Annotated in this window: 25 protein-coding genes and 1 pseudogene; 7 read left to right on the forward strand and 19 right to left on the reverse strand. The window is 61.5% G+C overall.

The window, feature by feature from the left end:
* Positions 1-80 precede the first annotated feature (80 nt).
* From V4T21_RS17555 to V4T21_RS17565, 3 genes are all read left to right on the forward strand, one after another.
* On the forward strand, positions 81-818 hold the full coding sequence (locus tag V4T21_RS17555) for a recombinase family protein (protein ID WP_001366550.1): 738 nt from the start codon (positions 81-83) through the stop codon (positions 816-818).
* Positions 815-1,039 carry a hypothetical protein gene (locus V4T21_RS17560; protein ID WP_000743213.1) on the forward strand — a complete coding sequence of 75 codons (225 nt, stop codon included), beginning with the start codon at positions 815-817 and terminating at the stop codon, positions 1,037-1,039. The genes V4T21_RS17555 and V4T21_RS17560 overlap by 4 nt, the downstream gene beginning before the upstream one ends.
* Before the next feature lie 210 nt (positions 1,040-1,249).
* Positions 1,250-2,743 carry an IS91-like element ISCR2 family transposase gene (locus V4T21_RS17565; protein ID WP_001120888.1) on the forward strand — a complete coding sequence of 498 codons (1,494 nt, stop codon included), beginning with the start codon at positions 1,250-1,252 and terminating at the stop codon, positions 2,741-2,743.
* A 235-nt stretch (positions 2,744-2,978) separates the two neighbouring features.
* Here V4T21_RS17565 and V4T21_RS17570 read toward each other — a convergent pair.
* The 8 genes and pseudogenes from V4T21_RS17570 to V4T21_RS17605 form a co-directional block, all read right to left on the reverse strand.
* Positions 2,979-3,221: pseudogene (locus tag V4T21_RS17570) on the reverse strand (phosphoglucosamine mutase); the annotation flags it as partial.
* 86 nt (positions 3,222-3,307) lie between these two features.
* Positions 3,308-4,123 (reverse strand): sulfonamide-resistant dihydropteroate synthase Sul2, encoded by an 816-nt coding sequence (sul2, locus tag V4T21_RS17575; protein WP_001043260.1) that lies wholly within the window; start codon positions 4,121-4,123, stop codon positions 3,308-3,310.
* A 365-nt stretch (positions 4,124-4,488) separates the two neighbouring features.
* Positions 4,489-5,595 (reverse strand): sn-glycerol-3-phosphate ABC transporter ATP-binding protein UgpC, encoded by a 1,107-nt coding sequence (ugpC, locus tag V4T21_RS17580; protein ID WP_332719301.1) that lies wholly within the window; start codon positions 5,593-5,595, stop codon positions 4,489-4,491.
* Positions 5,595-6,332 carry a tyrosine-protein phosphatase gene (locus tag V4T21_RS17585; RefSeq protein WP_332719303.1) on the reverse strand — a complete coding sequence of 246 codons (738 nt, stop codon included), beginning with the start codon at positions 6,330-6,332 and terminating at the stop codon, positions 5,595-5,597. Before V4T21_RS17585 ends, ugpC begins: the two co-directional genes overlap by 1 nt.
* Positions 6,332-7,216: a carbohydrate ABC transporter permease gene (locus tag V4T21_RS17590; RefSeq protein WP_332719305.1), complete on the reverse strand. Its 885-nt coding sequence runs from the start codon at positions 7,214-7,216 to the stop codon at positions 6,332-6,334. Before V4T21_RS17590 ends, V4T21_RS17585 begins: the two co-directional genes overlap by 1 nt.
* Positions 7,206-8,150, reverse strand: coding sequence for a carbohydrate ABC transporter permease (locus V4T21_RS17595; protein ID WP_332719307.1), 945 nt, complete (start codon positions 8,148-8,150; stop codon positions 7,206-7,208). Before V4T21_RS17595 ends, V4T21_RS17590 begins: the two co-directional genes overlap by 11 nt.
* 56 nt (positions 8,151-8,206) lie before the next feature.
* The gene (locus V4T21_RS17600; protein ID WP_332719310.1) at positions 8,207-9,511 is read right to left on the reverse strand and encodes an ABC transporter substrate-binding protein; all 1,305 of its coding nucleotides are present in this window, start codon (positions 9,509-9,511) and stop codon (positions 8,207-8,209) included.
* A 13-nt stretch (positions 9,512-9,524) separates the two neighbouring features.
* Positions 9,525-10,388: a metallophosphoesterase gene (locus V4T21_RS17605; RefSeq protein ID WP_332719312.1), complete on the reverse strand. Its 864-nt coding sequence runs from the start codon at positions 10,386-10,388 to the stop codon at positions 9,525-9,527.
* A 156-nt stretch (positions 10,389-10,544) separates the two neighbouring features.
* Here V4T21_RS17605 and V4T21_RS17610 point away from each other — a divergent pair, with 156 nt between their 5' ends.
* Both V4T21_RS17610 and V4T21_RS17615 read left to right on the forward strand, forming a co-directional pair.
* Positions 10,545-11,105, forward strand: a complete 561-nt coding sequence (locus V4T21_RS17610; protein ID WP_332719314.1) for a TetR/AcrR family transcriptional regulator — start codon at positions 10,545-10,547, stop codon at positions 11,103-11,105.
* Positions 11,106-11,290: 185 nt separating this feature from the next.
* On the forward strand, positions 11,291-11,740 hold the full coding sequence (locus tag V4T21_RS17615; protein ID WP_332719316.1) for a 2'-5' RNA ligase family protein: 450 nt from the start codon (positions 11,291-11,293) through the stop codon (positions 11,738-11,740).
* On the opposite strand, the gene V4T21_RS17620 is transcribed toward V4T21_RS17615, so the two are convergent.
* The 3 genes from V4T21_RS17620 to V4T21_RS17630 form a co-directional block, all read right to left on the reverse strand.
* Positions 11,737-12,249, reverse strand: coding sequence for a methylated-DNA--[protein]-cysteine S-methyltransferase (locus tag V4T21_RS17620; protein ID WP_440589674.1), 513 nt, complete (start codon positions 12,247-12,249; stop codon positions 11,737-11,739). The genes V4T21_RS17615 and V4T21_RS17620 overlap by 4 nt on opposite strands.
* 117 nt (positions 12,250-12,366) lie before the next feature.
* Positions 12,367-13,080, reverse strand: coding sequence for a BON domain-containing protein (locus V4T21_RS17625; RefSeq protein WP_332719318.1), 714 nt, complete (start codon positions 13,078-13,080; stop codon positions 12,367-12,369).
* Between the two features lie 108 nt (positions 13,081-13,188).
* Positions 13,189-13,884, reverse strand: coding sequence for a helix-turn-helix transcriptional regulator (locus V4T21_RS17630; RefSeq protein WP_332719320.1), 696 nt, complete (start codon positions 13,882-13,884; stop codon positions 13,189-13,191).
* 99 nt (positions 13,885-13,983) lie between these two features.
* On the opposite strand from V4T21_RS17630, the gene V4T21_RS17635 reads away from it, so the two are divergent.
* Both V4T21_RS17635 and der read left to right on the forward strand, forming a co-directional pair.
* A complete protein-coding gene (locus tag V4T21_RS17635) occupies positions 13,984-14,787 on the forward strand; it encodes a tetratricopeptide repeat protein (protein WP_332719322.1) in 804 nt (267 codons plus the stop codon).
* Positions 14,784-16,238, forward strand: coding sequence for a ribosome biogenesis GTPase Der (gene der / locus V4T21_RS17640; protein ID WP_332719324.1), 1,455 nt, complete (start codon positions 14,784-14,786; stop codon positions 16,236-16,238). Before V4T21_RS17635 ends, der begins: the two co-directional genes overlap by 4 nt.
* Positions 16,239-16,399: 161 nt before the next feature.
* On the opposite strand, the gene V4T21_RS17645 is transcribed toward der, so the two are convergent.
* From V4T21_RS17645 to V4T21_RS17680, 8 genes are all read right to left on the reverse strand, one after another.
* Complete coding sequence (locus tag V4T21_RS17645; protein WP_332719326.1) at positions 16,400-17,131, reverse strand: SDR family NAD(P)-dependent oxidoreductase; 732 nt, start codon at positions 17,129-17,131, stop codon at positions 16,400-16,402.
* Positions 17,132-18,592 (reverse strand): amidophosphoribosyltransferase, encoded by a 1,461-nt coding sequence (gene purF / locus V4T21_RS17650; RefSeq protein WP_440589676.1) that lies wholly within the window; start codon positions 18,590-18,592, stop codon positions 17,132-17,134.
* Between the two features lie 196 nt (positions 18,593-18,788).
* On the reverse strand, positions 18,789-19,403 hold the full coding sequence (locus V4T21_RS17655) for a CvpA family protein (protein WP_332719330.1): 615 nt from the start codon (positions 19,401-19,403) through the stop codon (positions 18,789-18,791).
* Positions 19,404-19,569: 166 nt separating this feature from the next.
* Positions 19,570-20,967 (reverse strand): DNA repair protein RadA, encoded by a 1,398-nt coding sequence (gene radA / locus V4T21_RS17660; RefSeq protein WP_332719332.1) that lies wholly within the window; start codon positions 20,965-20,967, stop codon positions 19,570-19,572.
* A 6-nt stretch (positions 20,968-20,973) separates the two neighbouring features.
* On the reverse strand, positions 20,974-21,525 hold the full coding sequence (locus V4T21_RS17665) for a DUF1697 domain-containing protein (protein WP_332719334.1): 552 nt from the start codon (positions 21,523-21,525) through the stop codon (positions 20,974-20,976).
* 56 nt (positions 21,526-21,581) lie between these two features.
* Positions 21,582-22,103, reverse strand: coding sequence for an AAA family ATPase (locus tag V4T21_RS17670; protein ID WP_332719336.1), 522 nt, complete (start codon positions 22,101-22,103; stop codon positions 21,582-21,584).
* A complete protein-coding gene (gene alr, locus V4T21_RS17675) occupies positions 22,100-23,230 on the reverse strand; it encodes an alanine racemase (protein ID WP_332719338.1) in 1,131 nt (376 codons plus the stop codon). Before alr ends, V4T21_RS17670 begins: the two co-directional genes overlap by 4 nt.
* 175 nt (positions 23,231-23,405) lie before the next feature.
* Positions 23,406-24,896, reverse strand: coding sequence for a replicative DNA helicase (locus tag V4T21_RS17680; RefSeq protein ID WP_332719340.1), 1,491 nt, complete (start codon positions 24,894-24,896; stop codon positions 23,406-23,408).
* Between the last annotated feature and the right edge of the window lie 76 nt (positions 24,897-24,972).

The following is a 24,972-nucleotide window of genomic DNA, read 5'->3' on the forward strand; positions in this document are numbered from 1 at the left end:
CCGCACTCCGCTAATCTACGCCGCGAGGTGTGCCAAATGTTCTGACGACGGACAGAGTATGCCCAAAGGAGCCCGCAAGTATGCGCAGGACGAAGCCAGTAGCCGCGCCGATGGTGGCGCGGGTCTATCTGCGCGTCAGCACCGACGCGCAGGACTTGGAACGCCAAGAGGCGATCACTACGGCCGCGAAGGCCGCCGGCTACTACGTCGCCGGCATCTACCGTGAGAAGGCATCCGGCGCACGCGCCGACCGGCCTGAGCTGCTGCGCATGATCGGCGACCTACAGCCCGGCGAGGTGGTCATTGCCGAGAAGATCGACCGCATCAGCCGCCTACCTTTGCCCGAGGCCGAGCGCCTGGTGGCCTCGATACAGGCCAAAGGCGCACGCCTGGCCGTCCCTGGCGTGGTCGATCTATCCGACCTGGCGGCCGAGGCCCAGGGCGTCGCCAAGATCGTGCTGGAAGCCGTGCAGATCATGCTTTTTCGCCTGGCCTTGCAGATGGCCCGCGACGACTACGAGGACAGGCGCGAACGCCAGCGCCAAGGCATTGAGTTGGCCCGCCAGGCCGGGCGGTACAAGGGCCGCCGTGCTGATCCGAAGCGCCGCGCCCAAGTTGTCGCGCTGCGCAAGTCCGGCTACAGCATCAACAAGACCGCCGAGCTGGCCGGGTACAGTGCGGCCCAGGTGAAACGGATATGGGCCGAGGTCAGCCAGGCCGAAGCGAAGCAGCACGGCGCGTTCGTGGAGGACGCATTGACGGAAGCCGATGCCCTGGCCGCTGTCGGCCAGGATGAGCGCCAGGAGGAAAGGGCATGAAGAAGCCGAACCAAGACGACGAGCCGTTTTTCATCACCGAGGAGATTGCGGCCGAAATGATCGCCGGCGGCTATGAGTTCGAGCTGCCGCCCATTCCTTGCACCATCCGCCTACGCGACGTGCTGGAGCGCATGACCGATGCTGAGCTAGCATTGCAGCCGGGCGAGATCGCCGACCAGGAGCGTGAACGCTGCCGGCGCAAGCCGTGTTCAACCTCATGATCTGGTCATGGTATTTTTCATGGCACTGAGCCTGATAGTTCTTGCAAATTGTTGTCACTAAAGGGTTTTGTGTGCTTGTTTACAATCGAGTGGGAGTGACGGGCACTGGCTGGCAATGTCTAGCAACGGCAGGCATTTCGGCTGAGGGTAAAAGAACTTTCCGCTAAGCGATAGACTGTATGTAAACACAGTATTGCAAGGACGCGGAACATGCCTCATGTGGCGGCCAGGACGGCCAGCCGGGATCGGGATACTGGTCGTTACCAGAGCCACCGACCCGAGCAAACCCTTCTCTATCAGATCGTTGACGAGTATTACCCGGCATTCGCTGCGCTTATGGCAGAGCAGGGAAAGGAATTGCCGGGCTATGTGCAACGGGAATTTGAAGAATTTCTCCAATGCGGGCGGCTGGAGCATGGCTTTCTACGGGTTCGCTGCGAGTCTTGCCACGCCGAGCACCTGGTCGCTTTCAGCTGTAAGCGTCGCGGTTTCTGCCCGAGCTGTGGGGCGCGGCGGATGGCCGAAAGTGCCGCCTTGCTGGTTGATGAAGTACTGCCTGAACAACCCATGCGTCAGTGGGTGTTGAGCTTCCCGTTTCAGCTGCGTTTCCTGTTTGCCAGCCGGCCCGAGATCATGGGGTGGGTGCTGGGCATCGTTTACCGCGTCATTGCCACGCACCTGGTCAAGAAAGCGGGCCATACCCACCAAGTGGCCAAGACGGGCGCGGTCACCCTGATCCAGCGTTTTGGATCGGCGCTCAATCTGAATGTTCACTTCCACATGCTGTTTCTCGACGGTGTGTATGTCGAGCAATCCCACGGCTCAGCGCGTTTCCGCTGGGTCAAGGCGCCGACCAGCCCAGAGCTCACCCAGCTGACGCACACCATCGCCCACCGGGTGGGTCGCTATCTGGAACGGCAAGGCCTGCTGGAACGGGATGTCGAAAACAGCTATCTGGCCTCGGATGCGGTGGATGACGACCCGATGACACCCCTGCTGGGGCACTCGATCACTTACCGTATCGCTGTCGGTTCACAGGCGGGGCGAAAGGTGTTCACTTTGCAAACTCTGCCGACCAGTGGTGATCCGTTCGGTGACGGGATTGGCAAGGTAGCCGGGTCCAGCCTGCACGCCGGCGTGGCGGCCAGGGCCGATGAACGCAAGAAGCTCGAACGGCTGTGCCGGTACATCAGCCGCCCGGCGGTATCCGAGAAGCGGCTGTCGTTAACACGAGGCGGCAACGTGCGCTACCAGCTCAAGACGCCGTACCGGGACGGCACCACGCACGTCATTTTCGAACCATTGGATTTCATTGCAAGGCTGGCCGCCCTGGTACCGAAGCCCAGAGTCAACCTAACCCGCTTCCACGGGGTGTTCGCACCCAACAGTCGGCACCGGGCGTTGGTCACGCCGGCAAAACGGGGCAGGGGCAACAAGGTCAGGGTGGCTGATGAACCGGCAACACCAGCACAACGGCGAGCGTCGATGACATGGGCGCAACGGCTCAAGCGTGTTTTCAATATCGACATCGAGACCTGCAGCGGCTGCGGCGGCGCCATGAAAGTCATCGCCTGCATTGAAGACCCTATAGTGATCAAGCAGATCCTTGATCACCTGAAGCACAAAGCCGAAACCAGCGGGACCAGGGCGTTACCCGAAAGCCGGGCGCCACCGGCTGAGCTGCTCCTGGGTCTGTTTGACTGACGAGCCTGAAGGCCAACGATACCAATCAAAATGCTGCGTTCACAGCGCCGCGGCAGGGATCCGCCGTGCTGGTTGTCGGAAAAGGAGCCGCTAGTGGGAAAGAGGAGGGTAAATTTTCAGCGTTGCTGGCTCCCCGTCAGCCGGATTGGGTTGCATCGCAGGGGTGTCGAAAGAGTCAACTGCGGTCCAAAGCTGTTGGACTTGGGTGAAAAGGGCGTTTATTCTTCCTATACGTTGTCGGCAGCGGGCCAAAAAGGAATACGTCCATGCCCATCGAGGTGAAACCGGCTGTGAGCGCGGGTTCAAGCATATAGCCCGACAGGCGCGTATCCTTGCCGATCACGACACGATGGCGGTGGTCACCGCGACGAAAGACACGGCCAGCCGCCATGCCGACGCGCAAGGCGGTTTCCGCCGTCATCGCGCCTTCGTTGGCTTTGCCACGAATACCGTCTGTGCCGAAATATTTGCGCACCATAAGGTCGATTATCCTGTCGTCGGGTCGCCCTCAAAGGGGACATGCCTGCTGAACCGCGAATATAGAGAAATATCCCGAATGTGCAGTTAACGAATTCTTGCGGTTTCTTTCAGCGCCGCCAATACCGCCAGCCCGTCGCGCAAGGGGCGCGGCTCGTGTGTGCGGATGAAGTCAGCTCCACCTGCGGCGGCGGCAAGCTCTGCAGCGAGTGTCGCGGCCCCGACATCCCCCGGACCACGGCCTGTGAGCGCGCGCAGAAAGGATTTGCGCGAAACAGACAGAAGCACCGGCAAATCGAAGCGCAGCCGCAATTCATCGAACCGCGCCAGCACCGAGAGCGAGGTTTCGGGAGCAGCCCCCAGAAAAAACCCCATGCCGGGATCAAGGACAAGGCGGTTGCGTTTGATACCGGCACCCGTCAGCGCCGCGATGCGCGCGTCAAAGAACGCCGCAATGTGATCCATGATGTCGCCAGCGGGTGCCTCGCGCCGATCTGCCTGCCCGTCTTGCACCGAATGCATAACGACGAGTTTGGCAGATGATTTCGCCAATTGCGGATAGAACGCAGCGTCTGGAAAACCGCGAATATCATTGAGATAGGCCACACCACGCGACAAGGCATAGGCTTGCGTCGCGGGTTGATAACTGTCGAGCGAGACGGGAATGCCATCTGCCTTGAGCGCGTCCAGCACCGGCGCGATACGCGCGATTTCTGTGTCGGACGAAACAGGCGCGGCGTCGGGATTGCTGGATGCCGGACCGAGGTCGATCACATCTGCCCCCTCGGCCATCAGCTTACGCGCCTGCGCAATGGCTGCGTCTGGCGCCAGATACCGGCCTCCATCGGAGAAACTGTCCGAGGTTATGTTGACGATGCCGAAAATGATGAGCGATTTATTCATGGGGGCTTCTATAATAATAATAATCGAGCATGAGTCTCATACGGATGCTCGGGTCGAAAGGGAATCCCCAGGCGAGTAACCTGTTTGCGGTGATCCATTAGCTGCAGGAGCAGAAGAGCATACATCTGGAAGCAAAGCCAGGAAAGCGGCCTATGGAGCTGTGCGGCAGCGCTCAGTAGGCAATTTTTCAAAATATTGTTAAGCCTTTTCTGAGCATGGTATTTTTCATGGTATTACCAATTAGCAGGAAAATAAGCCATTGAATATAAAAGATAAAAATGTCTTGTTTACAATAGAGTGGGAATGATCCCGCGATAGTTCGCGACGAGAAGCAACTGGCGCCGCGTTCGGGCGCCAGTTTGAGATTAGGCCGCTGAAAAGGCCATCTTTGCGACCGGCGTTTCGGCTTTCAGCCGCTTTCCGCTCTGGGCATCGAACAGATGAAACGCCGTGCTCGGAATATCGAGACTGGCGGTATCACCTTCGACAAGCTCCAATGCCGGCGGCACGACGACGGCGAACTCGTTGGAGCCGGCCGTGCAATAGGCCACACGGCTACCGCCCAGTTCCTCGATCAGCTCGACCTGCGTTTTCAGCCCCTTGCCACCCTTCGAGATCAGGATTTCTTCGGGCCTGAAACCGATCGTGACGCGGGTGTCGGTGCTTTGGATGGAGTGGGGCAGGCGGAAATGCTCGTATGGGGCAAAATCGAGGGCGAGCGTGCTGGCATCCAGCAGCTCGCCGTCAGTAAGGTTCATGGCCGGCGCGCCCATGAACCCGGCGACGAAGGTCGACGCGGGCGTCTTGTAAACGCTGCTGGGTGAACCGATCTGCTCGATATGCCCTTTGTTCATCACCACCAGCTTGTCGGCCAGCGTCATCGCCTCGACCTGATCGTGGGTCACGAAGATTGACGTCGCCCCGAGCCGTTTATGAAGTTTCTTGATTTCGATGCGCATCTGCACGCGGAGCTTGGCGTCGAGATTGGACAGCGGCTCATCGAACAGGAACACCGCCGGCTCGCGGACGATGGCGCGCCCCATGGCCACGCGCTGACGCTGGCCGCCCGAAAGCTGGCCCGGACGGCGGTCGAGATAGTCGGAAAGATCGAGAATGGCCGCGGCCTCGCGGATTCGGCGTTCGCGCTCGGCTTTCTCCAGCCGCGCGATCTTGAGCGGGTAGCCGATGTTCTCGGCCACGGTCATATGAGGGTAGAGCGCGTAGTTCTGGAACACCATGGCGCAGCCGCGATCGGCGGGATCGATATCGTTGACGACTTCACCCGCTATGGAAATTTCGCCGGCCGTGATGGTTTCTAGGCCCGCGATCATGCGCAGAAGCGTCGATTTTCCGCAGCCCGAGGGGCCGACGATCACCACGAACTGCCCCGCTTCGATCTCGACGTCGACGCCATGGAGGACCTGCTTGCCCTCGTACGATTTCTTGACGTCCGAAATGGAAAGTTCAGCCATCATTCTTCTCCCGACAGGCGATTTCTGAGTTTCGCGACAGTTGCCCGGTCCAGACCGATCCCGTCCAGATAGTCCTCGACCGATCCGTGGGCCGTCTCGATATGGGCGATCGTGCGTTCCATGGTGAGCGGTTCGGCAGCCAGCATGGGCCGGAAACTTTCGGTGTCGATGCCGCGCTCGCGTGCTCCGGCCATGAGCTCTTCGACCATGGGTTCGATCATCTTGGCGGTGAGCGCATAATCTTCGAGGATCAGTGTGGTCTCGACACCTGCCAGCGCGAGCAGGAGAGCGGCGATGATCCCGGTGCGGTCCTTGCCGGCCGTGCAGTGGAAAAGCACGGCGCCTTCGTCCGCCTCCGCAATGAGCGTCAGCACCTGGGCGATCACCGCCCCGCGTTCATCGAGAGCCTTGATGTAGAGATCGAGCAGAACATCGCCTGAAGACGGACCGGTCGGCGCAAGGTCGGCGAACAGCGAAACGTTGTGGTAACGCACGCTTTCGTGGCGAGCCAGCGGATTGGGCTGCTCGGCGCATTCGTTGTCGTGCCGCAGGTCGACCACGGTGACGACGCCGGTCTCGACCAGAAGCGCCATGCCCTCCGCATCGATCCTGTGAAGTCCGTCAGCCCGCAGCAGGCGCCGCCAGGCGGTTTCGCCGGTCGGCGTGCGATACCCGCCCAGGTCGCGGATATTGTAGGCGCCCGCCACGGCGATGTGGCGATTGAGGTGAGTGTTCATCAGCGAATTCCGGATTTCATGAAGGATTGAATGACCTGGCGTTGCAGGACGATGTAGATGACGAGGATCGGCAGGCTGGCCATGGTCGATGCAGCCATCAGCGGACCCCATTGGGTGCCCTCCGATGTCATGAACATCTGGATGCCGATCTGGATCACGCTGTTCTCGGCCGAGCGGGTCAGAAGCAATGGCCAGAAATATTCGTTCCAGGTGGAAATGAAGATCAGAATGGCCAGCGAAGCCAGGATGCCGCGCAAATTGGGCGTGAGCACATCCCACAGTATCCGCCAGCTCCGCGCGCCATCCATGCGCGCCGCCTCGATCACCTCACGGGGGAAAGAGCGCATCGTCTGGTAGAGCAGCATGATGGCAAGGGCGGAAGCGAAATTGGGCAGGATCAGCGCGACGATGGAATCGAGCAACCCCAGCCGGGCGACGATCAGGTAATTGGGGATCATCACCACCTGAAATGGCACGAGCCAGGTGAGGGCAACCAGCGCATAGATCACCTTGTCGAACGGAAACCGCCAGCGGGAAAAGGCATAGGCCGCCAGAAGGCCGGTTGCGAGCTGAATTATGGTGACCACCACCGACACCAGCAGCGTGTTCCCCAGCATCTGCGCGATGGGAATCGCGTTGAGCGCGTAGATATAATTCTCGAGCGAACCCGAAGTCGGCAGCAGCGAGGTTTCAAATATCGCATTGGCCGGGCGGAAGGACGTGACGATCATCCAATAGACCGGGAACAGGCAGAAGATCGAAAGAACCGCCATCAGCATATGCCCGACGGCATTGCTGGCTCGATTGTTTCCCAGCCGGCGGACACGACGGCGCGGACGTGCGGCGAGACCTGCGACGGGGGCGGAAAGGGCATCAGTTGTCATAGAAGGAATACCTCTCGATGAGGCGGAACAGCACGAAGGCCAATGCGCCGAAGGCGAGGAACAGGATGACCGCGGCAGCCGAGCTCCAGCCCACCGACATGGACGAAAAGCCGAATTCCCAGAGCACGTAGAAGATATTGGTGGTCGACCCGAGCGGGCCGCCGCCTGTGAGCACGTTGATGTAGGAAAAGCTCCACTGCGCGCCGAGCAGGATGGTCATCATCACCAGAAAGAGCACGGTGTTCATCAGCAGCGGCAGGCGGATATCGCGGATGATTTCCCACTTGCTCGCCCCATCCATACGCGCCGCCTCGACCAGCGACGGGTTGATGTTGGCATTGGCGGCCGAGAGGATAAGCGTCGAAAATCCGATAAGCTTCCAGCCGGTCAGGACGATGATAGTCCAGATGACGATGGAGGGATCGGCAAGGAACCGCACGGGTTCGCCGCCCAGTCCGGTGATCGCCTGATTGACCATCCCATGGCCGGGATCGAGCAGCCACCGCCACACGGCGGCCGCCACCACAGGGGCGATTATCATGGGCACGAAGATGATCGCGCGGTAGATGTTGCGCGCCCGTGACGGCAGGTCATGAGTGTAGATGGCGAGGGCCAGCGGGATGATGACGGCGAGCGGAAGCAATCCCACGACATAGAGGCCCGTGTTGCGCACGGCCTGCCAGAATTTCGGCAGCGAGAAAATGTTGGCGAAGTTCGTCCAGCCCACGAATTTAGGCTCGGTGTTGGGCAGCATGTTCCACTGAAACAGGCTGAGCCGGAAGGCATCGATCAGGGGCCAATAAACCCAGATGGCCAATGCGGCGATGGCCGGCGCGAGATAGAGCCAGGGTGCGATCTGGTAGCGGTCGTCAGCGACCAGACGCCGTTTTTTGCGTGGCTTGGCCAACGGAGTGGAAATGGAAAGGTCGGCCATTTGGGCATCCTCTGGTGAGACGGCGTTGCCGTGGGCAATGCCCACGGCATATTCGGTCAGGGCATCAGCGCTTGAGCATTGGCCTGAGCGTCGGTAAGCGTTGCCTGGACATCGACGCCGCCATAGACAGCCATCTCAGCCGCATCCATCATGATCGAGCCGATCTGCGCGTAGTTGGGGCCGGGCATGGACTCCCACGGCTCGAGAATTTCGAGCTGTTCGAGATTGGGTAGGATCAGGGGATTTTCGACCACCCAGTCGGCCAGATAGCGCGGGTCCTCGACGACGGAGGGACGCAGCGGCAGATAGCCGATCTCCGAGGTGATGACCGTGTAGCCATGCTCGGAGGTCAGGAACTTCATCAGCTCCCAGGCCGCGCGCTGCTTGGCCGGATCTTGGGAGAGAATGACCAGGGCGCTGCCCGAATTGTTGGGCCGTGCGGGCTTCTCGCCGAACGTCGGCATGGTGGTGGCGCGCAGGTCGAAATTACCCTCCGCGCCTGCGATCAGCGATGCCTGGAGGGCGCTGGTCTGCAGATACATGCCGATATTGCCCGCCGCCATGCCCTCGACGGCTCCAGTGATATCGAGCGGTTCGAACGCGCCGGCCTCATACATGTCGCGCATCATCTGCACGGCTTCGACCGCTTCGGGTTCCGCGAAGGTGAGTTGGGTGCGGTCCTCGGACAAAACACTGCCGCCATTGGAGCGGATCACGCCCTGGAACAGCCAGTCCCCGGCGCTGGGGCCGAAGATGCCCGCGGCAAAACCGTTGCTCCCGGTTGCTTCGCGGATGGCGATCGCGGCATCGCGCACTTCGTCCCAGGTCTGGGGCGGATTGTCCGGATCGAGCCCGGCCTCGAGGAAAAGGTCCGCGTTATAGAACAGCACCGGCGTCGAGAACGTATAGGCCAGCCCATAGGTCTCGCCGTCGATGCGCCCGAGTTCGAGCCCGTTCGGCACCATGCCCTCGAAATGAGCATCGAGCTCTTCGGGCGGAATGATATCTTCAAGTGCCACCAGACCATAATTGTTCTGGGCGTAGTCGAGGATCGAAAAGACCATCTGCACCAGGTCGACCGGCTGCTGCGCGGCGAGATCGGCCTGGATACGCGAGGTCGACTCGGACGAGCCATACGGCACGCCCACGACGGTAACGTTGGGGTTGGCCTCCATGAACTCGTCGATCAGCCGCTGGGTGGCCACTGCGCCATTGTTGGCTGCGGCGAGATTGTAATTGTAGAAGGTGATGGTCACCGGCTCGTCGATGGTGGCCGGAATCGTCTGGCCGGAAGCGGGCGCCAGACCCGCTGCAAGCAGGGCAGCCGCCGAAGCGGCAGCAAGAAGCGTTCTGCGGTTCATTTTTCCAGTTCCCTTATTCGGCGGCGGTGGCTTCGTAGGTCTTGAGCATCTCGGCCATGGCCCCGAAGGTGAAGCTGTGAAGCTCACGGCGGTCGGACGGCTGAGGCACGAACGAGATCGTGAGACCCGACGGTCGCACCTGACCGACGGCAAGCGAAGCGCCGGCCAGCATGCGCATGCCCTCGTGGAGATAGGTGACATCGGTCGCCGCGTGCGTGCCGATACCGACCACGACGGGAATGCCGTACCAGTTGGAGACCCGGTCGAAATGGATGTGGCCGGACAGGATGCCGAGGACGTTCTTGCCCTTGAGAAGATCGCGAAGCTTCAGCGAGTCGGCGATCGTGAGGCTTTCCCATTCCATATCGGCCCGGTCTTCATCGAGTGCCGGAGCGTGATGGACGGCGATCAGCTTGGGCGATTCGGGGTGCACGTCCAACTCGGCGGCGAGCCAGTCGAATTGCTCGGGCTCGATGGAGCCGCCGACCTTGCCCGGAGCGCTGGAATCGAGCGCGATGACATGGACGCCATCGATCACCTGCGCGTGGAAATAGGGAGCATCGAGATTTTCGGTCCGGCCCAGCATGCCAGTGTAGAACTCGTCGCGCTTGTCGTGATTGCCAAGCGTGAAGATGACCGGAATGTCGAGGCCGGCTTTGGTCAGGATAGCCTTGAGGTTGCGGTAGCTGCCGGCATCGCCCTGATTGGTCAGATCGCCGGTGGCGACGATGAATTTGGGCTGGGGAACCAGTGCTTTGATATCCGCGATAAGCGCCCGAAGATTTGCGCTCGTATCGGAAAACAGATGATCGTCGACGATATCGGGGTTGCCGATGTGCAAATCGGTGAGGTGAACGAATGTGTAATGTTCGGTCATGACGCTTGTCCTGCTGTTGATGCTGCGCCCTCGGCGCCCTGGACCAGTCGATCGCTTGCATCCCGCCGCGTTCGAGACGGCTTGTGCCCGGTCGAGAAGACAGCTACCTTGGCAACATGACGGATGAATGAAGGTTCATTCACTATGCATATGCCTGTGAATAAACGGGATCGAATCCTCGATGCCGCCGCCCAGTTGATTGTGGAAAACGGATTGCAGTGCTCGATGGCCGCGATCGCGGTGCGCGCGGGCGTGGCCACCGGCTCGCTCTACAATTACTTTCCGTCAAAGAAAGCGCTGGTGCTTGGCGTTTACGCACGCGTGGGCGAAGAAATGGCGGCCACCATGATGGTCGAGCACGCCGAAAACGTCGATCATGGTGCGCGCATCCGCCGATACATTTCCGACTACATCGCCTTCATCCTCGAAGGTCCCGAGCGGGCGCGGATATTCGAATATCTCGACAATTCGCCCGAACTCAGTCGTGCCGATATCGCGGCGACATTCTCCGGCTTCCTCGACTATACCCGGCGGTTGTTCGAGGACGGCCAGAAGTCCGGGCAGGTGCGCGAAGGGCAATCCTTTCTTCTGGCGAGTTTCGTGCGCGGCGCCATCCGCCACGCGATCAAGCGCCGTCGCCTAGATCCCCGACCGATTGCGACCGAAGAGGTCGATCAGATCGCGGACATGTGCTGGCAGGCCATCGCGCGTCGGTAGACTCCTCGGCGGTGGACAAAGCCAACGAGAAATGAGAACATAATAGGAACATTTGATGTGGAGGCGTCAGAATGTTCTCATTGGATTTATTCGCGGACCAACCCGCACCATTCGCAAATCGCTGCTATTTTGCCCTGCGCCCGACCGAAGAGATAGCTGGACCCATCGAGGATTTCGCGCGAGCGATGAAATATCGTCTAGGGCTCGAAGGAAGCGTCTATCGGGCCGACCGGCTCCATGTTTCGCTTTGCCCGGTGGGAGGGCGCGGGGTCCGCAAGGGCGATATCGATGCGGCAATGGATGCCGCGGCCTCTATCAGATGCGGCGCGTTTCCAGCCTGGTTCGATACGGTTTCGCTCTTTGGAGGGCCGGGAAACAGATGCATCGTGCTTCACGGCAATCAGGCCTCGGGCGCTTTGCTCGCATTTCACCGGCAGTTGCAATCGGCTTTGATCAAGTCCGCCCTGCCTCCGGGGAAATGGAACTTCCATCCCCACATCACTCTGCTGCGGCCTACTCCGGCGATAAACGAAATCAGGCTCACCCGGCCGATCGAGTGGACGGTGCGCGAATTCGTGTTGGCTCAGAAAGGCAAGGGCAGGGCGCTCGACATCGGGCGGTGGCCGTTGGGCTAGAGCCCGCCGGCGGCGCGGTCCTCCAGACCGAGCAGATAACGCTTTGCATCCAGTCCCCCGGCAAACCCGGTAAGGCTGCCGTCAGCTCCGATCAGGCGATGGCATGGCACGATGATCGAAAGCGGGTTGCGCCCATTGGCAGCGCCGACAGCGCGAGCGGCTGACGGTTTTCCCAAGTCCACAGCCAAGTCGCCATAGCTGCGCCTCACGCCATAGGGAATATCGAGAAGCGCCGCCCAGACGATTTTCTGAAACGGCGTGCCGGGGAAAGACAGCGGCAATTCGAAACGAGTGCGCTGCCCGGCAAAATACTCGCCCAATTGGCGTTCGGTCAAACCCAGTACGGGATGGCCGGAATCAACCGTAAGAGGACCCAACGGAACTCGGCGCGGATCGTCGTTCTCCCAAAGCACAGCCACCAATGCGTCTGGGGCGGCCACCAGCGTCAGTGTGCCCACGGGCGAGGGTATCGTCTTGCCAAAAAGGGTCAGGGCAAAGGCTCCTTGCAATAGGGGCCATTGTGACGCTGCAAGGAAAATCCGCCACCCGAATTTGACTGGAGTTTTGAGTGCGTCCGTTAGCGGCAAAAACAGGCCCCGCCACCAAGGGCAGGGCCTGCCAAAATATCACCGAGCGGTGGTGGAACCGTCATTGTCGCGCGCCTGCGCGACCCGAAGGTTGTTCTGGACATGACTCACGCCGGAGACGTCGTCGACGATATCTTCAGCGCGGCGCTTGTCCTGCCTGTTGGTGACATTGCCGCTCAGGGTCACCTCACCGCCCGAAACCGACACTTCGATATTGGAAGCATCGAGCATCCAGTCATCGGTCAGCCGATCATGGACGTCCTCGCTGATCCTGTCGTCAGAGCGGGTATATCCGCGCGGCCCACGGCCACGATGGTGATTTTCGCGATCCATGCGCCGCCGCCGCTCGGCATCGTCGTCGCCCATCCACGATTGAACCTCGTCGCTGGCCTTGTCCCAAAACCCGCGCTCCTCGTCCCGATAACGGTCGCTGCGGAAGCGGTCGGCATATCCCCTGTTGCCGCGATAGTTGGGGTCGGTTCCCTGCCTGCCGCGCGAACCGAAAAACCCCCCGCCGGTATAGTATCGTCCACCCATGCCCAAAGCGCCGGGAACCCCGATATTGGGCAGATGGTCGGGATAGGCCGCACCGGGATAACGGCCGGGATAGCCGCCTTCCCGATACTCGTCGTCGGCATAGGGATCATAACCCTGGCTTTCGAAATCCGGATCGTTTCGCTCACGCCAATCGCGCCGTTCCGCACGTTGGCGACGCTCGTATTCGCGTTCGGGATTCCAGCGATCCTGTGCCATTTTCTCTCTCCGTTTTGAGTTGCGACTCGACCGGTGAGCCGTTGAGAGAAGAACCGGCGGGACAGGTGCCCGTTCCGTGATTTTGCCTAAGGTTAAATCAACGATAGTTTAGTGCCCGGCCCGCTCCGCCTGCCACTGGACATACCAGTCGTCGGCGAGCGCCGCGCGGCGGCGGCCATACCGGATTTCGGTGATTTCCGCCGACGCGATCCGCTCGGTGCGAAAATGCCGGAACGCCTCGCGCAGTGTGCACCAGGCGGCGATGATCTGCTTGTTTTCGTAAAACGCGATCTGCACGGGCCAGATGTCGCGCTCGGTGCAATTTCCTTTTTCATCCTCATAGGCGATGCGAAGGGCGCGTTCGGCGCGCATGGCCCGGCGCACCAGAGCAAGAAGGGGCAGGGGTTCGCTGTCGCTCTGCACGCGAACCGGCCAGAGCCCGGTGTCCGATATCTTGTCGCGCAGATCCTCGGGCGAGGCGGTGGCGATCTTGGCGAGCGCATTGCGCGCCGCGCTCGAAAGCTCGACATCGGGCTGCACCTCGACCCAGCGCGCGCCGAGAACCAGCGCTTCGAGCTCGTCCGCTGAAAACATAAGCGGCGGCAGAAAGAATCCCGGGCGCAACATATAGCCGATACCGGCCTCTCCGTCGATGGGGGCACCGAGCCCCACAAGGGTCTGAATATCGCGATAAAGCGTCCGCACGGAGACGTTCTGTTCTTCGGCCAATTGCGCCGCGGTTATGGGGCGGCGATGGCGCCGAAGTGCATCCATGATGGCGAATAGGCGCTCGGTCTTGTCCATAGTCTCAAATCACTCGCGAATCCCAGTCTGCGTGCGATTGCATTATAGGGAAGGGACCACTATTGTCCGGCCACTTTTTAAGACAGTCCGGATGCCGTAATGAGCGAAGATTCCTTCCTGCGCGAAGTCGAAGAAGAACTGCGCAGCGACAAGCTGAAAGCCTTCTGGAGGCGTTTTGCGCCCTTCATTATCGGCGTGGCGGTGCTGATCGTGCTGCTGGTGGCGGCAAATGAAATCTGGAAATGGTGGAGTTCGAACGCCGCCGCGACCGCGTCCGACCAATATTATGCCGCCGCTTCGCTGGCCGAAAACGGCGATGTCGATGGCGCCCGCGCCGCTTTCGCCGAACTCGAATCGAGCGGGCCGTCGGGTTACGCGACGCTGGCCCGCTTCCAGGAAGCCGCGCTTCTGACCGGCCAGGGCGATATCGACGGCGCAATCGCGGCCTATGACGAACTGGCGGCCAGCCTCGATCAGCGCCGGCTGCGCGAACTCGCCTATGTCTTTGCCGGATATCTTGCCGTCGATCACCTCGACACCGCCGCCGTCGAACAGCGAGTCGGCGGGCTGACGGGTGAAGATAACCCGATGCGCAACAACGCGCGCGAAGCGCTGGGCCTAGCCTACTACAAGGCCGGCAACATCGAGCAGGCGCGCGCCAATTTCGAGGCCATCGCCGCCGATCCCGCCGCCGGGCAGGATATGCAATTGCGCGCTTTCGTGTACCTCGAGCAGCTTGCCTCGACGGGTGTCGCGGTCAGCGAGGGGCTTGTCGACTCGACAGCCCCCGAAGATGCCGGGGAGATCGTCCTGCCCAGCGAGGTTCCAAGCCTTGAAACGCTCGGCCAGCCTCTCGAAGCCGAGCCCGAGCAGACAGACGCAGGGCAGGCCGAAACGGAATGACCGTAACCGTCGCCATCGTCGGCCGGCCGAATGTGGGAAAATCCACGCTGTTCAACCGGCTGGTGGGCAAAAAGCTTGCTATCGTCGACGATACGCCGGGCGTAACGCGCGACCGGCGTGAAGGGGTAGGCCGTATCGGCGACCTCACCTTCACGCTCGTCGATACCGCCGGCTATGAAGATGCCAATGACGACAGTCTCGAAGCCCGCATGCGGCGCCAGACCGAGATGGCCATCGCCGAGGCCGATGTCATCCTGTTCATGATCGACGCGCGCGCGGGACTCACCCCGACCGACGAGCATTTTGCCCGTTTGCTGCGCAAGGCGGACAAGGAAATCCACGTCATCGGCAACAAGGCCGAAGGCCGGGCAGCCGAGCCGGGGTTGATGGAAGCCTTCTCGCTCGGCTTCGGCGAGCCAGTGCCGCTCTCGGCCGAGCACGGTCTCGGACTGGCCGATCTCTATTCCATCGTCTCCCAGGCCGTGGATCGTGCCGAAGAGGCCAAGACCGTAGCCGCGCAGGACGAATTCGACTTCGAGATGGTCCGCAGGCCCGAAGTCGATGTCGACGTCGATGAGGACGAGGGCGAGGATCAGGCGGGCGATACGGCGCCCATGCGCTGGGACCCCAATCGATATCTCAACATCGCGATCGTTGGTCGTCCCAATGCCGGCAAATCGACGCTCATCAACCGTATGGTGGGCGAAGAGCGCTTGCTGACCGGGCCGGAAGCGGGGATCACCCGCGATTCCATCATGGTGCCCTGGGAGTGGGAAGGGCGCGTCATCAACCTCGTCGATACCGCCGGCATCCGGCGCAAGGCCAGGGTGCAGGCCAAGCTCGAAAAGCTTTCGGTGGCCGATAGCCTGCGCTCGATCCAGTATGCCGAAGTCGTGGTCCTGCTGCTCGATGCGACGATCCCCTTTGAAAAGCAGGATCTGGCGCTGGCCGACCTCGTGGAGCGCGAGGGACGGGCGATGTTGATTGCCGTCAACAAATGGGATTTGATCGAGGACAAGAACGCCAAGATCCTCGAATTGCGCGAACAGTGCGAGCGATTGCTGCCGCAGCTACGCGGTATCCCGCTGGTCACCCTTTCGGGCCTGCAGGGACGCAATATCGACAAGCTGATGAAGGCGATCTTCGATATCGAGCGCGTCTGGAACGTCAAGATCCGCACCGCCAAGCTCAACCGCTGGCTGTCGGCCATGACCGAACACCATCCACCCCCGGCGGTTTCCGGGCGGCGGCTGAAGCTGCGCTACATGACCCAGGCCAAGACGCGTCCGCCAAGCTTCATCATCTTCGCCTCGCGCCCCGACGCGTTGCCCAAAGCCTATCAGCGCTATGTCGTCAACGGACTGCGGCAGGACTTCAACCTGCCGGGCACGCCGATCCGGTTGTGGGTGCGCGGGGGCAAAAATCCCTATGTGGATGAGGATAAGAAATAAGCCGTTCGGGCTCTCTCAGCCAACGCTTCAGCTTTTGCCGACACGCTGCCACGAACTACCCTTCTCCCCTTGAGGGAGAAGGTGTGCTTTCGCTTGCAAAGCGAAAGGTCGGATGAGGGGTGCGCTGAGCTTGCGGCTACGCACAAGCTGGTAGTTGACAGCTAAAGCGGCTCTTCCCCGCTGAGCACGTCCACCCGCATCCCGGTCTTGCCATAGGTGGGCGAAACCAGATCGACGATTTTCGGCGCAACTTCGTCGGGAGACGGCAGGGTCATGGGGTCTTCGCCGGGCATGGCTTTCGCCCGCATCGCAGTGCGGACCTGGCCGGGATAGAAGACGTTGGCCTTGACCTCGGTTATGGCCATCTCGCCGGCATAGGATTTGACCATCGCGTCGAGCGCTGCCTTGGAGGCGGCATAGAGCCCCCAATAAGGCTTGGCCGAAAGCGCTGCGCCCGAGGAAATGAACACCGCGCGTCCCGCATCGGACTGGCGCAGCAGGAGATCGAGCGAGCGGATCAGCCGGTAGTTGGCGCCGACGTTGACGGCGAAGACGTTGGCGAAATCCTTGGGCTGGATGTGGGGCAGGGGGCTGAGCACGCCCAATGCGCCCGCATTGCCGATCAAGCCGTCAAGCTGCCCCCAGCGCTCGAAAATCGCGGCGCCCAGCCGGTCGATGGCTTCTCCATCCGTAAGGTCCATGGGCACGAGGGTCGTCGCCGAACCCAGCGACTGGATCTCGTCGTCCAGATCCTCCAGCCCGCCCACCGTCCGCGCCACGGCAACGATATGCGCTCCACGGGCGGCCGCGTTCTTGGCGGCGGCATAGCCAAGCCCGCGCGAGGCACCGGTCACCAGCACGACGCGGCCGGTAAGGTCCTTGTTGTCCATCATTTAAACGGCTTCCCTCAGCATCGAGACCTGCTTTGGGTCGTTCTTGTCGCGACCCTCCAGATCGGTGAGCGGCGTGGGGTAGTCCCCCGTGAAGTAATGGTCGGTAAATTGAGGCGCATGGGCGTTGCGCTTTTCCCCGCCAACGGCAAGATAAAGCCCGTCGATGGACAGGAACTCAAGCGAATCCGCGCCGATATAGCGGCACATATCTTCCAGCGAGGCATATTGATTGGCCAGAAGCTTCTCGGGATCCGGAGTGTCTATGCCGTAATAATCCGAGTGATAGATCATCGGGCTCGCGACGCGAATATGGACTTCTTTGGCGCCGGCATCGCGGATCATCTGCACGATCTTGAGCGAGGTCGTGCCGCGCACGATGGAATCGTCGACCAGCACCACCCGCTTACCTTCGATCACCGCCCGGTTGGCCGAATGCTTGAGCTTGACGCCCAGCGCCCGGATTGACTGGGTCGGTTCGATGAAGGTGCGGCCCACATAATGGTTGCGGATGATGCCATATTCGAACGGAATGCCCGATTGCTGGGCGTAACCCAGTGCGGCAGGGGTGCCGCCATCGGGGACGGGCACGATGACATCGGCCTCGACCGGGGCTTCCTTGGCGAGATTGACGCCCATCGCCTTGCGCGCCGCATAGACCGAGCGGCCCGAAACCACGGAGTCGGGGCGGGCGAAATAGACATACTCGAAAAGGCAGACCCGTTCGTGACGCGGCTTGAAGGGCTTGAAGCTGTCGATGGTGATCGAGCCGTCCTTCTGGATTTCACAAACGATCACTTCGCCGTTCTCGACGTCGCGCACGAATTTCGCGCCGATGATATCGAGAGCGCAGGTCTCGGACGCAAAGATCGGCTTGCCGTCGAGTTCGCCGAGCACCAGGGGCCGGATGCCGTTGGGGTCGCGCGCGCCTATCAGTTTGGTGCGCGTCATCGCGACCATGGCGTAAGCGCCTTCGATGGCGCCCAGCGCGTCGATGAAACGGTCGGCCGAGCCGGAGCGCTGCGAACGGGCGATCAGATGCAGCACGACTTCTGTGTCGGAGGTCGACTGACAGATGGCGCCCTGGGCGATCAGCCGCTTGCGCAGCGACAGCCCATTGGTGAGATTGCCATTGTGTGCAATCGCGATGCCGCCGACCTCGAGTTCGGCAAACAGCGGCTGCACGTTACGCAGCACGGTTTCGCCGGTCGTCGAATAGCGCACATGGCCCATGGCGATGTTGCCGGGGAGGCGCCCGAGCGTGGCGGCGTCGGTGAAGTGATCGCCGACAAGGCCCAGATGGCGCTCGGAGTTGAAGCGCGTGCCGTCGAAGGTGACGATGCCGGCGGCTTCCTGCCCGCGATGCTGGAGCGCATGCAGGCCCAGCGCGGTCAGCGCGGCTGAATCGTCATGGCCCAAAATGCCGAACACGCCGCACTCTTCGCGCAGCGTGTCCCCATCCATTTCGAGCGCCAAACCGGAAAGATGATCGCCTGTCGTCGCGTGAAGCGTGCTCAAATTATCCACCATGATTGCGGGGACATAAAAGGAGCGGCTCGAAACTGCGGATCGGTCCGGTTCGGAAAAACCGCTCGCTCACCGGGGGCTTACGCTCCCGGCCTGATCAAGTCAACACGGCGGCTGGCCGCGTGCGGCGATATCACACTCCGTTGATCGCCGAAGGAGGTGCGGGCGTCGCCTCGGGCGCCGGCTGCGGCTCGGTAGTTCCCTGTTCGTCGATGACCGGATCTTCGATGGGACCACCACCCTGGAGCAGGTCGTTGACCTGTTCCTCGAGATTTTCCGGCAGCAGGGAGATAAGGCCGTCGCCCAGCGAGCGCAAGGTCGGCAGCGACTGGGCCTCGCCATACCACGGCAGATTGGGCGGGTTGGTCCCGATCAGCCAATCGGCGAAGATCACAACGACCACCGCGATCAGAACGCCGCGCAGGGCGCCGAAGACGAAACCCAGCGTGCGATCGAGCGGGCCGAGCTTGCTGTCGGTGATCCAGTCCCCGATTTTCATCGTCAGCAGGTGCAGCAGGATCAGCGCGACGATGAAGCTGACGACCACCGTGGCGATATTGGCCCAGAGCGGATCGGCGACGAATTCCTGCGCGATCTGCGGCTGGTAGAAGAACATATAGGCGGCAAAGGCGGCCGCACCGGCCCATGTGACGAGGGAAAGCACTTCCCGGGTCAACCCGCGCGCCGTCGCCAGCAGTGCGGAAATCAGAACGAGAATTCCGACGGCGATGTCGAAAGCGGTCAGCATGAGGACGGTTCTCCAGCAAGCCCTGTTAGAGTGCGGTCGGGAAAAGCTGCGTACTTTTCCGGTTCGACCGCACGACCAAACAACTACTTAGAGCCCCAGGTCAATTCAATCGGGCTCTAGGCTCGTTTAGCGGCTAAATGTGGCAAAGCCAAGCGATTGCTTGGGATTACGCCGTTTCGCCCACAGGTTGCGCAGTGCCGCCCGCAGCGATCCGTCCCACCAGTTCGGCGAGTCCCGCGAACTCATTGAGTGCCACGCCATCGGTCCGGTCTGCTGCATTGAGCTTGGCCGTGTGGATCGAACCGAACCCCAGCTTGGCCGCCTCGCGCACGCGCAGATTGGCATGCACGACCGGCCTCACGCTGCCCGAAAGGCTGACCTCGCCGAAATAAACGGCGTCGGCGGGCAGGGGGGAGTTGGTGAGCGAGGAGATGAGCGCGGCGGCCACGGCCAGATCGGCGGCGGGCTCATTGACCTTGAGGCCGCCGGCGACGTTGAGATAGATGTCGTTGGCCCCGATCCGAACCCCGCACCGGGTTTCGAGCACCGCAAGCACCATCGACAAACGCGAGGAGTCCCAGCCCACGACGGCTCTGCGCGGTGTTCCCAGCGGAGAGGGCGCGACGAGAGCCTGGATTTCCACCAGCACCGGCCTCGTACCCTCGACGCCCGCGAACACTGCCGACCCCGCCGCACCGGAATCGCGCTGGTCGAGGAAGAGGGCTGAGGGGTTGGGCACTTCGCGCAGCCCCGAGCCGACCATCTCGAACACTCCGATTTCGTCGGTGGCCCCATAGCGATTCTTGACGCCACGCAGGATGCGATAGGTCAGCGAGGTATCGCCCTCGAAATAGAGCACGGCGTCGACCATGTGCTCGACAACACGGGGCCCGGCGATCTGCCCGTCCTTGGTGACGTGCCCGACCAGCACGACGGCGGCGCCGGACTTCTTGGCAAAACGCGTTAGGGCCTGCGCGCTGGTGCGCACCTGCGTCACCGTGCCGGGCGCGCTGTCGATGCGTTCGGTCCAGCAGGTCTGGATGGAATCGATGATCACCAGATCGGGCGCCTTGCCCTTTTCGATGGTGGCGAGAATGGTTTCCACATGGGTTTCGCTCGCCAGCTCCACCGGCGCATCCGCGACGCCGAGCCGGGTGGCGCGCAGCCGAACCTGGGCGATGGCCTCTTCGCCCGAGATATAGACCACCCGCTTGCCTTGCCGCGCCAGCGCGGCCGCCGCCTGCAGCAGCAGGGTGGATTTACCGATCCCCGGATCGCCACCCACCAGAATCGCCGAACCCATGACGAAACCGCCGCCCAGAACGCGGTCGAGTTCGCTGTTCTTCGTCACGATGCGGATGGCGTCTTCGCTTTCGCCGGACAAAGGCACGAGCTCAACAGGACGGCCCGACGAAACGGCTGCCTTGGGGCCGGCGCCCACCCCGGAGGATGAGACCTCCTCGACGATCGAATTCCATTCCCCGCAGGCTTCGCAGCGGCCCGCCCAGCGCGGAGTAACATTGCCGCACGATTGGCAGATGAAGGTGGATTTGAGTTTGGCCAAGCCCCGTTATTCCCTGCTTTTGCGCTCGCGCTCGGTGGCGCGCTGCGCCAGCCCCTTGAGCGTGTTCCAGTTGCGCGCGGTGGCCGCGCCCGAGCGCTTTTCGATGAGGCCGGACAGCCGCAACGACTGACCTTCCGCATCGCCATAATCGACGATCACATGATTGCCCTCGATGTGGATCGGCTCCTCGCCCGAATAACCCTTCATCCATCCAAAATCCGGCCGAGCCGCCGCCATGAAATGGATGCCGATCTGGCTTGGCCGTTGCACTGCCGCATCGGGAAAGGGGTTGGCCTTGACCAGCCGTCGCAACGCAGCAGGCTTGCGCACGAAGGCCTTGTTGCCCACCCCAAGTCCGCAGCGTTGAACCACGCCATCCATGCGTTTTGCGACCTCCGATACCGTGCCCGTCGCCTCGACGATCATATTGCCCGTTGCAAGATAGGTCTCGGGCCCTTCAAAGCCCTCGGCCTCCGCCGCCGCGCGCCAATCGGCCATGCCCATGATTTTATGGGTGGCCGGCCCGATCGCGCGCAACAGGAAGACAAATACCGCCAAGGCTTCTTTCCCACCGATTCATTAAGGAACGAATAGAGAACAAAAACTGTTCTCCGTCAATGGCCATCCCAATGTTCGATAATGGCATCGACCGTCTCTTGAGCGCTCATATGTGATGTATCGAGCTTGAGACCGAGATCGTCCGGCGTTGCATCGATGGCAGTCGCCAGCACCTCGGGCGAAAAGCCGGGGCCATATCCCTGCTTGTGTCGCGCGGCGTCGCGCTCGGCGAGGATCGCGGGCGAGGGGGCCAGCATCACGACACGCGGCGCCAACTCCCGCAGGGAAGCGGCCACACGCTCGAGGTCGTCACCGACAAGGATGTCCTGATAAACGACGGTAAATCCGGCTTGCGCGTAGAGGCGTACGGCGGCAACCGCGATATCCTGACGAAGACTGAGCTGCGCTCTGGCATCCGCGTCAAGGTCGGGACCCATTTGCGCAGCCCCGTGAACGATCATCTTGCGAAAGATATCGCCCCGCAAATGGACCGACCGCTCGAACCGTTCGGACAGCGCTTGCGCTACCGTCGATTTTCCCGATGCCATCGCGCCGGTGACGATATAGACCGCACTCATGTTTCCACCCCATCGGGCACGTTGGCGTATGTTCGCGCAAAGCGGCCGTTGAGGGTCGTGAGGACTTCATATCCTATGGTGCGCGACGCATCGGCCACATCGTCGATGCTGATATTGGGCCCGAGGATTTCAACAAGGTCGCCCGGCTGCACCAGTCCTTGAACATCGGTGATGTCGATGGCGGTCATGTCCATCGAAACGCGGCCGAGGATCGGCACGATGGTCCCGTTTACGGCAACCCGCCCGCCGACTTGTCCGCCGATCCCGGAAAGGGAACGGAAATACCCATCTGCATAGCCCAGCGCCATCACGGCGATGCGGGTATCGCGGCGCAGGCGATAGGCCGCGCCATAGCCCACGGTTTCCCCGATGCGGGCGTCCTTGATCTGGAGGATTGGCACGTTCATTGAAATCACCGGCGCCATCGGGTTGGGACGGCCGTTTATGGCGCGTCCGCCATACATGGCGATACCGGGGCGAACCAGGTGATAATGATAGTCCTTGGAGGTCATAACGGCCGCCGAATTGGCGATCGAAGCCGGAATGTCGGGAAACATGTTGATCAGGCCCTGAAACAGGCCGTTCTGCTTGCGGGTCATCTCATGGCTGGGCTGGTCGGCGCAGGCGAAGTGACTCATGATCATCTGCGGCTCGAAGCCCGATTGATCGAGCTCGCGCTTGACCAACTCGGCCTCCTTCATGCGAAAGCCGACCCGATTAAAACCCGTATCGAAATGGAGGGCCGCCGGCGCGGCCTTGCTGCGGTTCAGGCAGAAATCGAGCCATTCGGTCAACTGGCTCATCGAAGCGAGCACCGGCATCAGGCCGTGGGCGGCGTAGTCCGCCGCCGCGCGGGGCACGAGGCCGTCGAGCACGAAGATGAAGGCATCGGGCACGGCTTTGCGCAGGATGACGCCCTCGTCGGGCGTCGCGACAAAAAAGAAGCGGGCCCCTGCCTTATAGAGTGCGCGGCCGACCGCCGGCGCACCGGTGCCATAGGCATCGGCCTTGAGAACCGCGCCGGTCAACGATTTGCCTGAAACTGTATCGAGCGCCTTCCAATTGCGGACGATCGCTTCGAGGTCGATGGTGATCCCGCCACCGAGGATGGTCGTTGAGCTGGTCATGTCCGTCCGCCGATTCCCCTTCGCACCCTTGCGCTAGAGTGCGGTCGGGAAAAGCTGCGTACTTTTCCGGTTCGACCGCGCGACAAAACAAGGACTTAGAGCGACCGTCCCGATTGAATCGGAACGGATCAAGCTCTAGCGCAAATCCGTGCGCCGCCGCAAGCGCAGGACTTTTCTACTCCGAACGTGTCGGCAGATAATCCTCGCGGGCGAGATCGGAGAACCGGGTTAGGTTGGCCTGGAACTGGAGCTGCACTGTGCCCGTGGGGCCGTGACGCTGCTTGGCGATGATCACTTCGGCCCGCCCATGCACCTTTTCCATCTCGGCCTGCCATTCGAGGTGTTCCTGCGTGCCTTCCTTGGGCTCCTTGTTGCCCAGGTAATATTCCTCGCGATAGACGAACAGCACCACGTCGGCATCCTGCTCGATGGAGCCCGATTCGCGAAGGTCGGCGAGTTGGGGGTGCTTGTCTTCGCGGTTTTCCACCTGACGCGAGAGCTGGGACAAGGCGATGATGGGAACTTCGAGTTCCTTGGCCAGCGCCTTGAGCCCGGTGGTGATTTCCGTGAGCTCCTGCACACGGTTTTCGCCGGCTTTTTTCGAGCCGGAAAGAAGCTGGAGATAGTCCACGATCAGCAGATCGAGTCCCTTCTGTCGCTTCAATCGCCGCGCGCGAGCCGAAAGCTGGGCGATGGAAATGCCACCCGTATCGTCGATATAGAGCGGCACCTGCGCCATCAGATTCGATGTGTCCACCAGCTTGGTGTACTGGCTTTCGTGGATGTTGCCGCGCCGGATGTCGGACGATGAGATTTCCGATTGCTCGGCGAGAACGCGGGTGGCGAGCTGTTCGGCGCTCATTTCCAGCGAGAAGAAGCCGACCACCCCGCCATTGACGGTCTTCATATGCCCGTCCGGCGTCGGTTCGGCCTTGTATGCCTTGGCGACCGAAAACGCGACGTTTGTCGCCAGCGAGGTCTTGCCCATGGCAGGGCGGGCGGCGAGGATGATCAGGTCCGAGCGCTGCAAGCCGCCCATCAACCGGTCGAGATCGGACAATCCGGTGGCGGTGCCCGACAGCGATCCGTCGCGGCTATAGGCTTCGCCCGCCATGTTGATGGCTTCGGCCAGCGCCTGGTTGAACCCCTGGAAGCCGCCGTCGTAACGGCCCTTCTCGGCAAGATCGAACAGCGATTTCTCAGCTTCCTCGATCTGGATTTGTGATGATGTGTCCACGTCCGAATTGTAGGCGCGTTCGTTCATCTCCTCGGAGATGAGGATGATGTTGCGCCTTATCGCCAGGTCGTAGACCGCCTGGCCGTAATCGCCGGCGTTGAGCACCGTGGTTGCTTCGGCGGCGAGCCGGGCCAGGTACTGGGCCATCGTGACGCCTTCGAGCAGGTCGTCGGGCAGATATGTCTTTGCGGTGACCGGGGTCGCCGTCTTGCCGGCGCGGATGATCTTGCCGCAGACTTCGTAGATCTCGCGGTGGATCGGCTCGTAGAAATGGATGGGCTCGAGAAAATCCGAGACGCGATAGAACGCTTCGTTGTTGACCAGAATCGCGCCCAGCAGAGCCTGTTCGGCCTCGATATTGTGCGGGGCCGTTTTGTATTGGGATTCGGTTTCTGACGTGACGGGCGTCAGCCGTCTCACAGCTTCCATGACGATCTCGTGATGTTTCCTAACATGGTCTTAATAGACTCGGTCCGCAACGCAAGGCGTGAGCATGAAATTCGCT

This window comes from Pelagibacterium mangrovi (assembly GCF_036662815.1).
Lineage (GTDB): Bacteria > Pseudomonadota > Alphaproteobacteria > Rhizobiales > Devosiaceae > Pelagibacterium > Pelagibacterium mangrovi.

What these genes read in the sequence shown, in the direction of transcription:
- V4T21_RS17625 (WP_332719318.1), bottom strand. Translation starts at nt 13,080, where the DNA reads ATGGCACAGGATCGCTGGAATCCCGAACGCGAATACGAGCGTCGCCAA.
- V4T21_RS17600 (WP_332719310.1), bottom strand. Translation starts at nt 9,511, where the DNA reads ATGAACCGCAGAACGCTTCTTGCTGCCGCTTCGGCGGCTGCCCTGCTT.
- purF (WP_440589676.1), bottom strand. Translation starts at nt 18,592, where the DNA reads ATGGATGGGGACACGCTGCGCGAAGAGTGCGGCGTGTTCGGCATTTTG.
- V4T21_RS17655 (WP_332719330.1), bottom strand. Translation starts at nt 19,403, where the DNA reads ATGCTGACCGCTTTCGACATCGCCGTCGGAATTCTCGTTCTGATTTCC.
- V4T21_RS17585 (WP_332719303.1), bottom strand. Translation starts at nt 6,332, where the DNA reads ATGAACACTCACCTCAATCGCCACATCGCCGTGGCGGGCGCCTACAAT.
- V4T21_RS17560 (WP_000743213.1), top strand. Translation starts at nt 815, where the DNA reads ATGAAGAAGCCGAACCAAGACGACGAGCCGTTTTTCATCACCGAGGAG.
- V4T21_RS17555 (WP_001366550.1), top strand. Translation starts at nt 81, where the DNA reads ATGCGCAGGACGAAGCCAGTAGCCGCGCCGATGGTGGCGCGGGTCTAT.
- V4T21_RS17635 (WP_332719322.1), top strand. Translation starts at nt 13,984, where the DNA reads ATGAGCGAAGATTCCTTCCTGCGCGAAGTCGAAGAAGAACTGCGCAGC.
- V4T21_RS17590 (WP_332719305.1), bottom strand. Translation starts at nt 7,216, where the DNA reads ATGACAACTGATGCCCTTTCCGCCCCCGTCGCAGGTCTCGCCGCACGT.
- V4T21_RS17605 (WP_332719312.1), bottom strand. Translation starts at nt 10,388, where the DNA reads ATGACCGAACATTACACATTCGTTCACCTCACCGATTTGCACATCGGC.
- V4T21_RS17615 (WP_332719316.1), top strand. Translation starts at nt 11,291, where the DNA reads ATGAAATATCGTCTAGGGCTCGAAGGAAGCGTCTATCGGGCCGACCGG.
- V4T21_RS17680 (WP_332719340.1), bottom strand. Translation starts at nt 24,896, where the DNA reads ATGGAAGCTGTGAGACGGCTGACGCCCGTCACGTCAGAAACCGAATCC.
- V4T21_RS17565 (WP_001120888.1), top strand. Translation starts at nt 1,250, where the DNA reads ATGCCTCATGTGGCGGCCAGGACGGCCAGCCGGGATCGGGATACTGGT.
- alr (WP_332719338.1), bottom strand. Translation starts at nt 23,230, where the DNA reads ATGACCAGCTCAACGACCATCCTCGGTGGCGGGATCACCATCGACCTC.
- der (WP_332719324.1), top strand. Translation starts at nt 14,784, where the DNA reads ATGACCGTAACCGTCGCCATCGTCGGCCGGCCGAATGTGGGAAAATCC.
- sul2 (WP_001043260.1), bottom strand. Translation starts at nt 4,123, where the DNA reads ATGAATAAATCGCTCATCATTTTCGGCATCGTCAACATAACCTCGGAC.
- V4T21_RS17630 (WP_332719320.1), bottom strand. Translation starts at nt 13,884, where the DNA reads ATGGACAAGACCGAGCGCCTATTCGCCATCATGGATGCACTTCGGCGC.
- V4T21_RS17645 (WP_332719326.1), bottom strand. Translation starts at nt 17,131, where the DNA reads ATGATGGACAACAAGGACCTTACCGGCCGCGTCGTGCTGGTGACCGGT.
- ugpC (WP_332719301.1), bottom strand. Translation starts at nt 5,595, where the DNA reads ATGGCTGAACTTTCCATTTCGGACGTCAAGAAATCGTACGAGGGCAAG.
- V4T21_RS17595 (WP_332719307.1), bottom strand. Translation starts at nt 8,150, where the DNA reads ATGGCCGACCTTTCCATTTCCACTCCGTTGGCCAAGCCACGCAAAAAA.
- V4T21_RS17670 (WP_332719336.1), bottom strand. Translation starts at nt 22,103, where the DNA reads ATGAGTGCGGTCTATATCGTCACCGGCGCGATGGCATCGGGAAAATCG.